This is a genomic window from Crossiella sp. CA-258035 (assembly GCF_030064675.1).
Taxonomy (GTDB): Bacteria; Actinomycetota; Actinomycetes; order Mycobacteriales; family Pseudonocardiaceae; genus Crossiella.
The window spans coordinates 545750-558518 of the sequence record NZ_CP116413.1 but is presented as its reverse complement, the minus strand read 5'-3'; the positions used below and the strand labels follow the sequence as shown (position 1 = coordinate 558518).

General features: G+C 71.2%; 15 protein-coding genes. 8 read left to right on the top strand and 7 right to left on the bottom strand.

Features of this window, described 5'->3' with window-relative positions:
* Nucleotides 1-51 precede the first annotated feature (51 nt).
* The 3 genes from N8J89_RS02700 to N8J89_RS02690 are packed head-to-tail and all read left to right on the top strand — an operon-like array spanning nt 52 to nt 2945.
* Nucleotides 52-828, top strand: coding sequence for a glutaminyl-peptide cyclotransferase (locus N8J89_RS02700; protein ID WP_283666075.1), 777 nt, complete (start codon nt 52-54; stop codon nt 826-828).
* Between the two features lie 7 nt (nt 829-835).
* Nucleotides 836-2452, top strand: coding sequence for an MFS transporter (locus N8J89_RS02695; RefSeq protein WP_283662774.1), 1617 nt, complete (start codon nt 836-838; stop codon nt 2450-2452).
* Nucleotides 2453-2462: 10 nt separating this feature from the next.
* Nucleotides 2463-2945, top strand: a complete 483-nt coding sequence (locus N8J89_RS02690; RefSeq protein WP_283662773.1) for a DUF2771 family protein — start codon at nt 2463-2465, stop codon at nt 2943-2945.
* A gap of 25 nt (nt 2946-2970) precedes the next feature.
* Here N8J89_RS02690 and N8J89_RS02685 read toward each other — a convergent pair whose 3' ends face one another.
* Both N8J89_RS02685 and N8J89_RS02680 read right to left on the bottom strand, forming a co-directional pair.
* Nucleotides 2971-3360, bottom strand: a complete 390-nt coding sequence (locus tag N8J89_RS02685; protein ID WP_252482356.1) for a cold-shock protein — start codon at nt 3358-3360, stop codon at nt 2971-2973.
* A 238-nt stretch (nt 3361-3598) separates the two neighbouring features.
* Nucleotides 3599-4297 carry an HAD family hydrolase gene (locus N8J89_RS02680; protein WP_502868409.1) on the bottom strand — a complete coding sequence of 233 codons (699 nt, stop codon included), beginning with the start codon at nt 4295-4297 and terminating at the stop codon, nt 3599-3601.
* Between the two features lie 82 nt (nt 4298-4379).
* On the opposite strand from N8J89_RS02680, the gene N8J89_RS02675 reads away from it, so the two are divergent.
* Both N8J89_RS02675 and N8J89_RS02670 read left to right on the top strand, forming a co-directional pair.
* Nucleotides 4380-4982: a TetR/AcrR family transcriptional regulator gene (locus N8J89_RS02675; protein ID WP_283662772.1), complete on the top strand. Its 603-nt coding sequence runs from the start codon at nt 4380-4382 to the stop codon at nt 4980-4982.
* Between the two features lie 3 nt (nt 4983-4985).
* Nucleotides 4986-5927 (top strand): R2-like ligand-binding oxidase, encoded by a 942-nt coding sequence (locus tag N8J89_RS02670; protein WP_283662771.1) that lies wholly within the window; start codon nt 4986-4988, stop codon nt 5925-5927.
* Here N8J89_RS02670 and N8J89_RS02665 read toward each other — a convergent pair.
* Entirely contained in the window at nt 5914-6759 is an 846-nt protein-coding gene (locus N8J89_RS02665; RefSeq protein ID WP_283662770.1) for a helix-turn-helix domain-containing protein, read from the bottom strand. The genes N8J89_RS02670 and N8J89_RS02665 overlap by 14 nt on opposite strands.
* 100 nt (nt 6760-6859) lie before the next feature.
* Between N8J89_RS02665 and N8J89_RS02660 the strand changes: the two genes are divergently transcribed.
* Nucleotides 6860-7330, top strand: coding sequence for an SRPBCC family protein (locus N8J89_RS02660; protein ID WP_283662769.1), 471 nt, complete (start codon nt 6860-6862; stop codon nt 7328-7330).
* An 18-nt stretch (nt 7331-7348) separates the two neighbouring features.
* Here N8J89_RS02660 and N8J89_RS02655 read toward each other — a convergent pair whose 3' ends face one another.
* Nucleotides 7349-7723 carry a hypothetical protein gene (locus N8J89_RS02655; protein WP_283662768.1) on the bottom strand — a complete coding sequence of 125 codons (375 nt, stop codon included), beginning with the start codon at nt 7721-7723 and terminating at the stop codon, nt 7349-7351.
* A gap of 101 nt (nt 7724-7824) precedes the next feature.
* Complete coding sequence (locus N8J89_RS02650) at nt 7825-8826, bottom strand: Gfo/Idh/MocA family protein (RefSeq protein ID WP_283662767.1); 1002 nt, start codon at nt 8824-8826, stop codon at nt 7825-7827.
* Between the two features lie 31 nt (nt 8827-8857).
* Here N8J89_RS02650 and N8J89_RS02645 point away from each other — a divergent pair, with 31 nt between their 5' ends.
* Together N8J89_RS02645 and N8J89_RS02640 are read left to right on the top strand one after the other, a co-directional pair.
* The gene (locus tag N8J89_RS02645; protein WP_283662766.1) at nt 8858-9628 is read left to right on the top strand and encodes a PhzF family phenazine biosynthesis protein; all 771 of its coding nucleotides are present in this window, start codon (nt 8858-8860) and stop codon (nt 9626-9628) included.
* A gap of 66 nt (nt 9629-9694) precedes the next feature.
* Complete coding sequence (locus tag N8J89_RS02640; protein WP_283662765.1) at nt 9695-10087, top strand: SSI family serine proteinase inhibitor; 393 nt, start codon at nt 9695-9697, stop codon at nt 10085-10087.
* Nucleotides 10088-10246: 159 nt separating this feature from the next.
* Here the strand turns inward: N8J89_RS02640 and N8J89_RS02635 are convergent, their stop codons facing one another.
* Nucleotides 10247-11875, bottom strand: a complete 1629-nt coding sequence (locus N8J89_RS02635; RefSeq protein WP_283662764.1) for an AMP-binding protein — start codon at nt 11873-11875, stop codon at nt 10247-10249.
* A gap of 94 nt (nt 11876-11969) precedes the next feature.
* A complete protein-coding gene (locus tag N8J89_RS02630; protein WP_283666073.1) occupies nt 11970-12740 on the bottom strand; it encodes an HAD-IIA family hydrolase in 771 nt (256 codons plus the stop codon).
* Between the last annotated feature and the right edge of the window lie 29 nt (nt 12741-12769).

The following is a 12769-nucleotide window of genomic DNA, read 5'->3' as shown; positions in this document are numbered from 1 at the left end:
TGCCGCATCTCGGCGAGCACCGATGCGGCATGCCACCCTGTGACCGTGCGAGTGGTGACGGTACTGACCGCGGTGGTGTGCGCGAGCCTGGCGTTTTCCGGTTGCTCGGCCGCGAGCGAAACGGAACCGCAACGGTTGCGCGCCGAGGTGCTCGCCAGCCATCCGCACGACCACACCGCCTTCACCCAGGGCCTGGAGATCGCCGACGGCACCCTCTACGAGGGCACCGGGCTGGCCGGGTCCTCCACCCTGCGCGAGGTGGACCGGGAGACCGGCCAGGTGCGGCGGCAGGCGGCGGTGCCCAACGGCTTCTTCGGCGAGGGCATCACCGTGGCCGGGGACGTGATCTGGCAGCTGACCTGGCAGGACGGCTACGCGCTGCGCTGGAACCGGCGGGATCTCACCCAGATCGACCAGGTCGAGCTGGAGGGCGAGGGCTGGGGCCTGTGCAAGGACGGCGACCGGCTGGTGATGAGCGACGGCACCGGCACGCTGAGCTTCCGCGACCCGAAGACCTTCGCCCGCACCGGCACGGTCACCGTGCGCCGCCCCGGTGCCACGGTGAGCAGGCTCAACGAGCTGGAGTGCGTCGGCGGCGCGGTCTGGGCCAACGTGTGGCAGACCGAGGAGATCCTGCGGATCGACCCGAACTCCGGCGCGGTCACCGCCGTAGTGGATGCCAGCGGGCTGCTCCGCGCGGAGCAGAAGGAGGGCGCGGACGTGCTCAACGGCATCGCGGCCATCCCGGGCACGGCGGAGTTCCTGCTCACCGGAAAGCTCTGGCCAGCCATGTTCCGGGTCAAGTTCGTTCCGGTACGGCAGGATTAGGAGTGTGATGCGACCCGGACCGGACGAGCCGACCCGCAACGGCAGCCGCGGGCGCACCCGCAGGTACGAACCGCCTGCCGAGGGCGGCCGGAGTTATCCCTGGGAGGACGACCCGGACTACCAGGGCGAGCGCCGCACCGAGCCGGTGCGTCGCCGCCCGCCGCCACCGCCGAGGTCCGGCCCGCCACCGCAGCCGGGCAGGCCACCGCACCGCCCGCCGCCCTCGCCGTACTACCCGGACGAGGTCTACGAGGAAGAACCTCCGCCGCCGCAGCAGCCGGACGCGCCCGCGCCACCGAAGAAGATCACCGTCACCAGGGTGATGATGTGGCGGAGCAAGCACCTCACCCAGCAGGCGGTGCGGGCCTTCCGCCGGGGAGTGGCCGCCGACGGGGCGCGCGAGTCCGGGCTGGCCGCGCTGACCTACGCCACCATGCTCAACTACGCCGTGGACGCCGCGATCGCGGTGGCCATGGCCAACACGCTGTTCTTCTCCGCCGCGAGCGCGGAGAGCAAGGGCAAGGTCGCGCTCTACCTGCTGATCACGGTGGCCCCGTTCGCGCTGGTCGCCCCGGTGGTCGGCCCGCTGCTGGACCGGATGCAGCAGGGCAGGCGGCTGGCTTTAGCCGTCTCCTTCGCCGGCCGGATCGCGCTGGCCGCGGTGATGGCGCTGAACTTCGACAACTGGGCGCTCTACCCGGCCGCGCTGGGCTGCATGGTGCTGTCCAGGTCCTTCGGCGTGCTCAAGGCCGCGGTGACACCCAGGGTCCTGCCCGATGAGCTGGACCTGGTGCGGACCAACTCCCGGCTGACCGTGTTCGGCCTGGTGGCCAGCGTGGCCTTCGGCGGTATCGCGGCCGGGCTGGGCCAGCTGTTCGGGCCGCAGGGCGCGCTGTGGTTCACCGCGGCGATCTGCGCGGTCGGCGTGTGGTCCTGCGTGCGCATCCCGGCCTGGGTGGAGGTCACCGAGGGCGAGGTGCCTGCCTCGGTGGGCGCGCACCCCAAGCGGAAGCGGCAGCCGATGGGCCGGGTGCTGGTGGTCACGTTGTGGGCCAACGCGACGGTGCGGGTGCTCACCGGCTTCCTGATGCTCTTCGCCGCGTTCGCGGTGAAGGCGCAGACCCAGGGCGAGCCGTTCATGCAACTGCTGCTGCTCGGCGTGATCGGCGCGGCCGCGGGCGCGGGCAACTTCGTGGGCAGCGCGGTCGGCGCGCGGCTGAGCTTCAGCAAGCCGGACCAGCTGCTGCTGGTCTGCGTCGGGTCCTCGCTGGCCGCCACCGTGGTGGCCGCGATCTTCGGCGGGCTGACCACGGCGGCCATCGTCGGCCTGGTCGGCGCGACCGCCTCCGCGCTGGCCAAGGTGTGCCTGGACGCGGTGGTGCAGCGGGACATGCCGGAGGAGTCGCGGGCCTCGGCCTTCGGCCGCTCGGAGACCGTGCTGCAGCTGGCCTGGACCTTCGGCGGCGCGGTCGGCCTGCTGCTGCCCGCGGAGTACTGGATCGGCTTCACCGTGGTCTCGGTGCTGCTGGCCCTCGGCTTCACCCAGACCCTGCTGGCCGGGCGCGGCTCCTCGCTGATCCCGGGCTTCGGAGGCGACCGGCCCTTGCGTCCGGCCACGACATAGAGTCGGGTTCGTGCACAAGGGACTGTCGTTGCTGCTGGCCGCCGCCGCGCTGTCCGGAGTGGCCGCCTGTGCCGCCCCGGTCGGACCGCCGGAGGTGACCCTGTTCGCCGCGGGCAAGTCGATCGCGGTGAAGCCCTCGCAGTACTGCGACGTGAAGGTGGAGAACTGCCAGGCCGACCCGAAGGCCGCCGGGGTGCTGCGGGTGCCCAAGGGCCAGGAGGTCAAGATCTCGGTCGATCCGCGGATCGGCGAGACGCCGTGGCAGGTGGTCTTCCGCTACCGCAAGCCGGACAACGGCAAGGTCGACGGGCGCAGCGAGGCGTTCGCGCCGAACAAGACGCTGGCGTACACGCTGAAGCTGCCGGAGGCGGACGCGCAGCTGGAGACCATCGAGGTGCACCAGTACGGCGCGGCGATCTCGGCCAACACCGAGGGCGGCGTCAGCTTCGGGACTCGCGGGACCTGGGTGATCTCGGTGGACGACCGCGGGTAGACCCCGCGGCCGTCGTAACCCAAGATCAGTTCGGGTCGAGCTCCCGCGCCACCGCGCGCACGACCTCGGCGATCCGCTTGGTCACCTTGCGGTCCGGGTAGCGGTTGCGGCGCAGGTCCGGCTGCACGGTGGACTCCAGGACCTTGATCATGTCCTCGATCAGCCCGTGCAGCTCCTCCGCCGGTCGGCGCCGGGCCTCGACCACCGAGGGCACCGGATCGACCAGCCGGACGGACAGCGCCTGTGGACCCCGGCGACCGTCAGCGACGCCGAACTCCACCCGCATGCCGGGCTTGAGCGCGGAGACACCCTCGGGTAGCGCGGAGGCGCGCACGTAGACGTCCTCGCCCCCGTCCTGGGTCACGAAGCCGAAGCCCTTCTCCGCGTCGTACCACTTGACCCTGCCGCTCGGCACTGTCCTCACCGTTTCCCTAAGTCACGACAAACGCGCCTCAAGAGTGCGAGAGGCGCGTGTTCTCCAGAGTAGCCGAGTTGTGCGCGCTACCCGTGGTCCCCGCGTGAACGTCTAAGCTTCCAGCGTGGCCGCGACCGCCCCGAAGATCAAGCTGATACCGGTAGCCATCGCTGTGTTCGCGATCGGTCTGCTGGCGGTGGTCAGCACGTTCGGGCTGTTCGCCGCCGGGCAGACCGAGCTACCCCTGTGGCTGAACCTGGCCTGTCTGCTGCTGCCGGTCGGTCTCGCGCTGGGCGTCTTCGCCGTGTTCCGGCAGTCCCGCCAGGACCGCGGCTGATCCCGCGAGCCACCTAGGGAACTCGGTCAGCGAGTCCAGCACGAGGTCCGCGCCGGCCGCCCGCAGCTCCTGCGCGGTGCACGGACCGCTGGGCACGGCCACCGAGAAGGCCCCGGCCGCCCTGGCCCCGTTGACATCGCCGATGTGGTCGCCGACGTAGACCTTGGCCCCGAACCGGCGCAGCGCGACCGCCTTCTCGGTCGACCACAGCTCGCCGACCAGGTGCTCGACCTGCCAGCCGAGCGCGTCCAGGTGCAGCTGCGCGTTGGGCCCGTACTTGCCGGTGACCACCACCGCCGAACCGCCCACCTCACGCACCGCGGCCAGTGACTCGGCCGCGCCGGGCAGGCCGACCGTGCGCGGGATGACGATCTCCGGGTACAGCGCGCGGAACTCGCGCACGCCGGTCGCGACCTGCTCTTCGTCCAGGCCGCAGCTGCGGAAGTAGCCGTCCAGCGGCGGCCCGAGGTTGCTGGCGAACTTCTCCCCGTTGACCGGGAACCCGGTGCGGCGGCCCACCTCGTCCATGGCCAGCACCATGCCGGGCCGGGGGTCGATCAGCGTCATGTCCAGGTCGAAACCCACGGTCAGGTTGGCCACGGCTCCACCGTACGTGCCTTGACAAACGATTTCTCGCTGTCGAGACACTTGACACGAAGGTCGTTCGTGTCAAACTCAGGTGGTGGCTCAGATCACACCGTTCACGGCCAGGGTCAAGGCTTCGCTGCGCGAGACGCTGCTGGACGCCGCGGCCAACCTGCTCGCCGACCGCGGCTTCCACGGCCTGCGGATGGCCGATGTGGCCACCGCGGCCGGGGTGAGCAGGCAGACCGTCTACAACGAGTTCGGCAACAAGGACGCGCTGGTGCAGGCGGTCGCGCTGCGGCTGACCGCGGAGTTCCTGGCCGACACGGCGCACCGGCTGGAGCGCGCGGAACACCTGCTCGACGGCATCCGCGCGGCCACCCGCTACATCCTGACCCACGCGGCGGAGAACCGGCTGATCGCCGCGATGCTCACCGGCGCGGACGCGGCGGACCTGCTGCCGTTCGTGACCACCCGCGGCGCGCCCGTGCTGAGCTCGGCCGCCGAGCTGGTCCGCGGGCACATCGGCGCGCGGCTGCCGCACCTGCCTGCCGAGGTGGCCGCGCTGCACGCCGAGACCGCGGTCCGGCTGACCGTGAGCCACCTGCTGCTGCCCTCCGGCAGCCCTGACCAGGCCGCCGAGGCGATCACCGCGGTCGCCGCGGCGATGCTCGGTCCTCATCTGTCCACAAAGGAGTGAGACGTGACGCGACAGGGTTTCCACTCGCTACGCCAGGGCGGGCTCAACTGGGACTCCTTCCCGCTGCGCCTGTTCGTCAAGGGCAACGCCAGGTTCTGGAACCCGGCGGACATCGACTTCAGCCAGGACGCGCTGGACTGGGCGGAGATGGCGGAGGACCAGCGCGCCGGCAGCACCTACCTGACCGCGATGTTCATCGCCGGTGAGGAGGCGGTGACCGAGGACATCCAGCCGTTCATCAGGGCGATGGCCGCCGAGGGCAGGCTCGCCGACGAGATGTACCTGACCCAGTTCGCCTTCGAGGAGGCCAAGCACACCGAGGTGTTCCGCCGCTGGCTGGACGCGGTGGGCCTGACCGGCGACCTGCACCCCTTCGTCGACGGCAACCCCGGCTACCGGGCGATCTTCTACGACGCGCTGCCCAGCGCACTGGCCGCGGTGGCCGCGGATCCCAGCCCTGCCAACCAGATCCGGGCCAGCGTCACCTACAACCACGTGGTCGAGGGCACCCTGGCACTGACCGGCTACCACGCCTGGAACAAGGTCTGCCAGGAGAACGGCATCCTGCCCGGCATGCAGGAGCTGATCCGCAAGATCGGCGACGACGAGCGGCGGCACATGGCCTGGGGCACCTTCACCTGTCGTCGGCACGTGGCCGCCGACGACCGGAACTGGGACCTGGTGCAGCAGGTGATGGGCGAGCTGCTGCCGCACGCGCTGACCGCGATCCAGTGGGTGCAGGACCAGTTCGAGACCCCGCCGTACGACTTCGACGTGCAGGAGTTCGTGGCCTACGCGGCCAACCGGGCGCAGCGGCGGCTGGGCGCGATCGAGTCCGCGCGCGGGGTGCCGGTGGCCCAGATCGACCTGGACTACTCGCCGGAGGAGCTGGAGGAGCGCTTCGGCGAGGAGGACGCGGCCGCGCTGGCGGTCAACGCGAGCTGACCTCGTGCGCGAGCAGGGCCAGCGCGCTGCGTGATGCCTCCTCGCGTGGGGTGCTCACCACCAGCGTCTGGCTCCACTCGCCGACCGGGATCAGCGTCTGCTGGAGCACCGTGAGCGCGCCGACCAGCGGATGCCGCAACCGGTACACCGCGCCGTTGCAGGCCGCGACCCGGTTGCCGGCCCAGAACCTGGCGAACTCGGGGCTGCGGGTGGTCAGCTCGCCGATCAGCCCGGTCAGCGCGGCGTCCCCCGGGTAGCGGCCGGTCATCAGCCGCAGGTTGGCCACCACCGCGAGGGCCTTGTCCGTCCAGTTGGCGTACAGCTCGCGGGTGTGCGCGTCCAGGAACACCTGGCGGGCCATGTTCGGCCGGTCAGCCGGGCGCTGGGGCGCGGTGAAGTCCAGGTGCCCGGCGAGCAGGGCGTGGCCGATCGGGTTCCAGGCCAGCACGTCCGAGCCACGGCCGAGGACCAGCGCCGGGGTGTCGCCGAGCGCGCGCAGCAGCTCGACCGTGACCTCGGACACCCGTTCCACCGGATGCCCCCTGGCCCGGCGGGCGCGCTGCCCGGCGCGGGCCAGGTCGTGGAGGTGCTGGCGCTCGGCCTCGTCCAGCCGCAGCGCCCTGGCCAGCGCGTCGATCACCTCGGGCGAGGCGTTGCGGGACTGGCCCTGTTCCAGCCGCACGTAGTAGGAGGTGCTGACCCCGGCCAGCTGCGCCAGCTCCTCCCTCCGCAGCCCGGGCACCCGCCGCCGGTCACCGGGCACCAGCCCCACGTCCTGCGGCCGCAGCCGGGCCCGGCAGGCCTGTAGGAAGTCGGCGAGTCCGGAGTCCACACCCCGAGTATCCGGGTCCGCGCCGGGCCGAGGGTGACACTCCCAGTGGTAGGACAGAGCCGGTCTGGATCGCCCTGCCCGCGGCCGACAGGGTGGCCGCATGATCTCCCTTGGCGAACTCACCTTCACCCGCCGGGCCTGGCTGCCCGCCGCCCCGCACCCGCTGTACGACCTGGTCACCGACGTGTCCATGATCGGGTCCTGGAGCCCCACCGCGGTCGCCGCCGAGTACGACGACGGTGCCGGACCGCGGCCAGGAGCCTGGTTCTCCGGGCGGAACCAGCGCGGCGGGCGGACCTGGCGCAGCCGGTCCCAGGTCGAGACCGCCGAGCCGGGCGCCGAGTTCAGCTTCGTGGTCGGCGGCCTGGCCGAGGGCATCGTGCGCTGGCGCTGGACCTTCACCGCGGACGGGCCGGGCACCGTGGTCGCCCAGCACTGGCAGGTGCTGCGGCTGGACCCGGTCCTCGGCTCCACCCGCGAGGAGCTGCTCACCCTGCGCGAGGTGATGGCGGCCAGCGCGGAGAGCACGCTGCTGGCGATGTGCCGCTGGGTCAGCGAGCAGGCCGCGTGAGCGGTTGAGTTGTCAGGGTCAACGGGCGGCCCCGTTGTGGATCTCGCGCCGGGGCGCCGGCGGGCGGAAACCCTCCCCGAGCGGGGTGGTCACGGCCAGCAGGGCGGCCGTGACCGCGGCCGTGGGGTTCTCCCGCGCCTCGGTGCCCAGCGCGTGGTAGGCGGCCTGCGCCGAGACGAACGTGGCCTGTAGCCCCTGGATCATCTCGTCCAGGTGCTGGCACACCGTGATGTACTCGTCCTCGCTGATGTCCTGGGCGTTCACCCAGCTGAGCGCGGTGTCCTTGACGTCGTCGGCGACCCGCTGGAGCAGGTCCACCGTGCGCATCACGTCGTGCACGAGACCGCGGCCGTTCGCGTGCGGCAAACCGTCCGCGCCGATGGCGTGGTCCATGCGGAGCGCCGCCTCGACGAGGTCTTGCGAGTGGACGAGGGCGTCTAGTGATCTCCGTTCCACCCGTTGGCTATCGGCCAGGCACCCAGAGACCTGAAGCGTCAGGGACCAGAACTCGTCTGGCTGGCCGGGTGCGCGACCCCCATCCGGCCCAGTGCGGCACAGAGGGTGCGCATCACGTTCACCGAGTCGGCCCAAGCCATCTCCGGACTTTCCACCTCACCGGCCGCGATCTGCTCCACCACCTCACGCGCCTGGTAGGTGTAACCGTTGCCCCACAGCTCATGCCGGAAGGTCTCCGGCTCGGCCCCGTTGCGGTGCAAGGTCATCGCGGTCGGCGCGTAGAACGGCGAGGCCACCTCGATCCGCCCGGTGGTGCCCACCACCTCGGCGGTGATCCTGGTCTCAGCCAGCAGGGAGGTGCTCAGCAGCGCCTGCGCGCCGTCGGGATATCCCAGCAGCAGCGCGGCCTCGGCGTCCACGCCGGTGGCCGCGCGGGAGCCGTGCACGTGCAGCTCGCTGGGCACGCCGAGCACCATGTGCGCGAAGGACACCGGGTACACGCCGAGGTCCAGCAGCGCGCCGCCGCCCAGCGCGGGATTCCACAGCCGGTGCGCCGGTTCATAGGGCGCGCGCACGCCGAAGTCCGCGCGCACCAACCGGATCTCGCCGATCGCCTCATCGGCCAGCAGCGCGCGCAGCTTGCGGACCAACGGGATGAACCGGGTCCACATGGCCTCCATCAGGAACAGCCCGCGCGACTCGGCCAGCCCGACCAGCTCCTCGGCCTGGGCCACGGTGAGGGTGAAGGCCTTCTCGCACAACACGTTCTTGCCCGCCCGCAGCGCGGCCGAGGCGACCTCGTGGTGCTGGCTGTGCGGGGTGGCCACGTAGACCACGTCGATGTCCGGGTCGGCCAGCAGCTCGTGGTAGTCGCCGTAGGCCCGCGGAATGCCGAACCGCCCGGCGAACTGCTCCGCCTTGGCCAGCGCGCGGGAGGAGACCGCGTGCACCTCGATCCCCGGCACCAGCAACAGGTCCGAGGTCACCGCTCCGGCGATGCCACCCGTGGCGACCACGCCCCAGCGCAAAATGTCGGTCACGCCTTCGGACGCTACCCGCTACCTTGGGGTTGTGGAGATCTTTGTGGTGGACGCCTTCACCGGCACCGCGTTCGGTGGCAACCCGGCCGGGGTGGTGCTGTTGACCCAGCCGCGCCCGGCCGAGTGGATGCAGGCGGTGGCCGCGGAGATGAAGCACGCGGAGACCGCCTTCGTCGACCCGGCGGCCGAGGGCGCGAAACCGTTGCGCTGGTTCACCCCGGCCGCCGAGGTCGACCTGTGCGGGCACGCCACCCTGGCCACCGCGCACGTGCTCGGCGGCGAACAGCGGTTCAGCACCCGCAGCGGCGAGCTGGTCTGCGTGCCCGGCGGAGACGGCTCGATCACCATGGACTTCCCCGCCGACCCGCCGGTGCGCGTCGAGCCCGCCCCCGACCTGCTGGCCGGGCTACCCGGCGTGACCATCAAGGCCGCCGCGCAGGCGGTCAGCGACCTCCTGGTGGAGGTGGCCTCGGCCGCCGAGGTGCGCGCGCTGGTCCCCGACCTGGCCGCGATCGGCCGGCTCCCGGTCCGTGGCGTGATCGTCACCGCGCCCGGCGACCGCCCCGGCCTGGACGTGGTCAGCCGCTGCTTCTACCCCGCCTTCGGCGTGCCGGAGGACCCGGTGACCGGCTCCGCGCACTGCACCCTGGCCAGCTGGTGGGCACCCCGGCTGGGCGACGGTCCATTGACCGCCGAACAGGCCTCGCCGCGCGGCGGCACGGTGCGAATGACGTTGCGTGACAACCGGGTTCAGCTGTCCGGACGCGCAGTGACCGTCCTCAAGGGACAGTTGCTCGTCTGAGTGAACCACCTTGCGCCAACTGGTGAAGAACCCACCAGTAGGTATTTGGTGGGGTAAGCCGGAGTCATGGCTGCTCATCGTGTACCCGCGCTGGCCTTCGCCGTGCTGACGGCCGTCCTGCTGGTGACAGGACCTGCCGCGGCGGACAGCCAGGACTCCGAACTCACCGTGACCTTCGCCGAGGGCGAGCAGGCCGCACCGCCCGGCAAGGTCGCCGACCTGCGCTGCGAACCCACCGGCGGCACCCATCCGCACCGGGACGCCGCCTGCGCCCGACTGGCCGAAGTGGACGGCCGGGTGGAGTCGATGACCAAGGAGTCCATGGTCTGCACCATGGACTACCGCCCGGTCACGGTGACCCTCAAGGGCAACTGGCAGAAGCGCCCGGTCAACTTCACCAGGACCTACGGCAACGGCTGCGCGCTGCGCAGCCAGACCGGCCCGGTGTTCGACATCTAGCCCGTGTTCCAGGTGTGGCGCCCGCGATAGCCGCGCCGGTTTGGCCGCTGGCGGCACGGCCGGAACACCCGAATACACCCAAGTATGAGGGCGTCCCGGCCGCACCGCCAGCGGCCAAACCGATCACGACTCTCGCCGACGCCACACCTGGAACACGGGCTAGCCGTTGTCCCGCAACAACTCCACCGACACCTCCCGCATCTCCACCTTGCGGATCTTGCCGGTGACCGTCATCGGGAACTCGTCCACCACGTGCACGTAGCGCGGGATCTTGTAGTGCGCGAGCCGCCCGGTGCAGAACTCCCGGACCGCCTGCGCGGTCAGGGTTTCCGCGCCGGGCCGCAGCCGCACCCAGGCCATCAGCTCCTCGCCGTACCTGGCGTCGGGCACCCCGATCACCTGTGCGTCAAGGACATCGGGGTGGGTGTAGAGGAACTCCTCGATCTCGCGCGGGTAGATGTTCTCCCCGCCGCGGATCACCATGTCCTTGATCCGCCCGGTGATCGAGACGTAGCCCTGTTCGTCCATCACCGCGAGGTCCCCGGTGTGCATCCAGCGGGCCGCGTCGATGGCCTCCGCGGTCTTGTCCGGCTGCGCCCAGTAGCCGAGCATCACCGAGTAGCCGCGGGTGCACAGCTCGCCCGGCGTGCCGCGCGGCACGGTCAGCCCGCTGTCCGGATCCACGATCTTGACCTCCACGTGCGGGTGCACCCGGCCCACCGTGGACACCCGCCGCTGGATGGAGTCATCCGCCCTGGTCTGGGTGGACACCGGCGAGGTCTCGGTCATCCCGTAGCAGATGGTCACCTCGCGCATGCCCATCCGCTCGATGACCTGCTTCATCACCTCCACCGGGCACGGTGACCCGGCCATGATCCCGGTGCGCAGGCTGCTCAGGTCGTAGGAGTCGAAGTCCTCCTCGGCCAGCTCGGCGATGAACATGGTCGGCACCCCGTACAGCGAGGTGCACCGCTCCTCCTGCACCGCGGCCAGGGTGGCCTTGGGCTCGAACGCGGGCGCGGGGATCACCACGCAGGCCCCGTGCGAGGTGGCGCCCAGGTTGCCCATCACCATCCCGAAGCAGTGGTAGAAGGGAACTGGCAGGCAGACCCGGTCCTGCTCGGTGTACCCGCACAGCTCGCCGACGAAGAAGCCGTTGTTGAGGATGTTGTGGTGGGAGAGGGTCGCGCCCTTGGGGAAGCCGGTGGTGCCCGAGGTGTACTGGATGTTGATCGCGTCATCCGGGCTCAGCGCGCCCTGCGCCGCCGCCAGCGCGGCCGGATCTCCTTGCCTGCCAACAGAAACCAGCTCATCCCAGGCCGCACTGCCGAGCAGCAGCACGTCGGTCAGCGCCGGACAGCGCGGCCGCACTTCGGCGATCATCCCGGCGTAGTCGGAGGTCTTGAACGCCGCGGCCGCCACCAGGGTGCGCACCCCGGACTGGTTGAGCACGAACTCCAGCTCGTGCACCCGGTAGGCCGGGTTGACGTTGACCAGCACCGCGCCGATCTTGGCCGTGGCGTACTGCACCAGCACCCACTCCGCGCAGTTCGGCGCCCAGATGCCCACCCGGTCGCCCTTGGCCACACCGAGCCCGAGCAGGCCCATGGCCACCGCGTTCACCTCATCGGCCAGCTCGCGGTAGGTCCAGCGCCGCCCGGTGGCCCGCTCGACGAGTGCGTCCCGCTGCCCGAACCGCTCGACGGCCCGGTCGAAGTTGTCCCCGATGGTGTCCCCGAGCAGGGGAACCTCGGAAGTCCCAGACGCGTAACTGGCGATCCCCGGCACCACAGCACCTCCGCGACTCCGCTGTCAGGTCGCTCCATCCTCACGCGCCCGGCCGCCGCCGTCGACCCCACATCGGCCCGGTTGGGCCCCGGGGTCACACCCCGTCGGGGAAGGGGTTGTCCGCGTGGCCGACCAGGTCCGCGATGGAGTCGATCACCCGGGTGGGCCGGAACGGGAAGCGGTCCGCGGTGTCCTCGGTGGAGATGCCGGAGAGCACCAGGATGGTGTGCAGCCCGGCTTCCAGGCCGGAGCGGACGTCGGTGTCCATCCGGTCGCCGATCATCAGCGCCCGCTCGGAGTGCGCGCCGATGGAGCGCAGCGCGGAGCGCATCATCAGCGGGTTCGGCTTGCCGACGAAGTAGGGCGCGCGGCCGGTGGCCTTCTCGATCAGCGCGGCCACCGAGCCGGTGGCGGGCAGCACGCCCTCCCGGCTCGGGCCGGTCTCATCCGGGTTGGTCGCGATGAACCGGGCGCCCGCCTCGACCAGGCGGATGGCCTTGGTGATGGCCTCGAAGCTGTAGGTGCGGGTCTCGCCGAGCACCACGTAGTCCGGGTCCCGGTCGGTGAGCACGTAGCCGATGGAGTGCAGCGCGGTGGTCAGCCCGGCCTCGCCGATGACGTAGGCCGAGCCGTTGGGGCGCTGGGAGTCCAGGAACTTGGCGGTGGCCAGCGCCGAGGTCCAGATGGCCGACTCCGGCACGTCCAGCCCGGTCCGGCGCAGCCGGGCGCGCAGGTCCCTCGGGGTGTAGATGGAGTTGTTGGTCAGCACCAGGAAGCCGACGTCCAGCGCGCGCAGCTCGCTGAGGAACTTGTCCGCGCCCGGGATCAGGTGCTCCTCGTGCACGAGCACGCCGTCCATGTCCATCAGGTAGTTCCACCGCGGGTTCTCGGTCA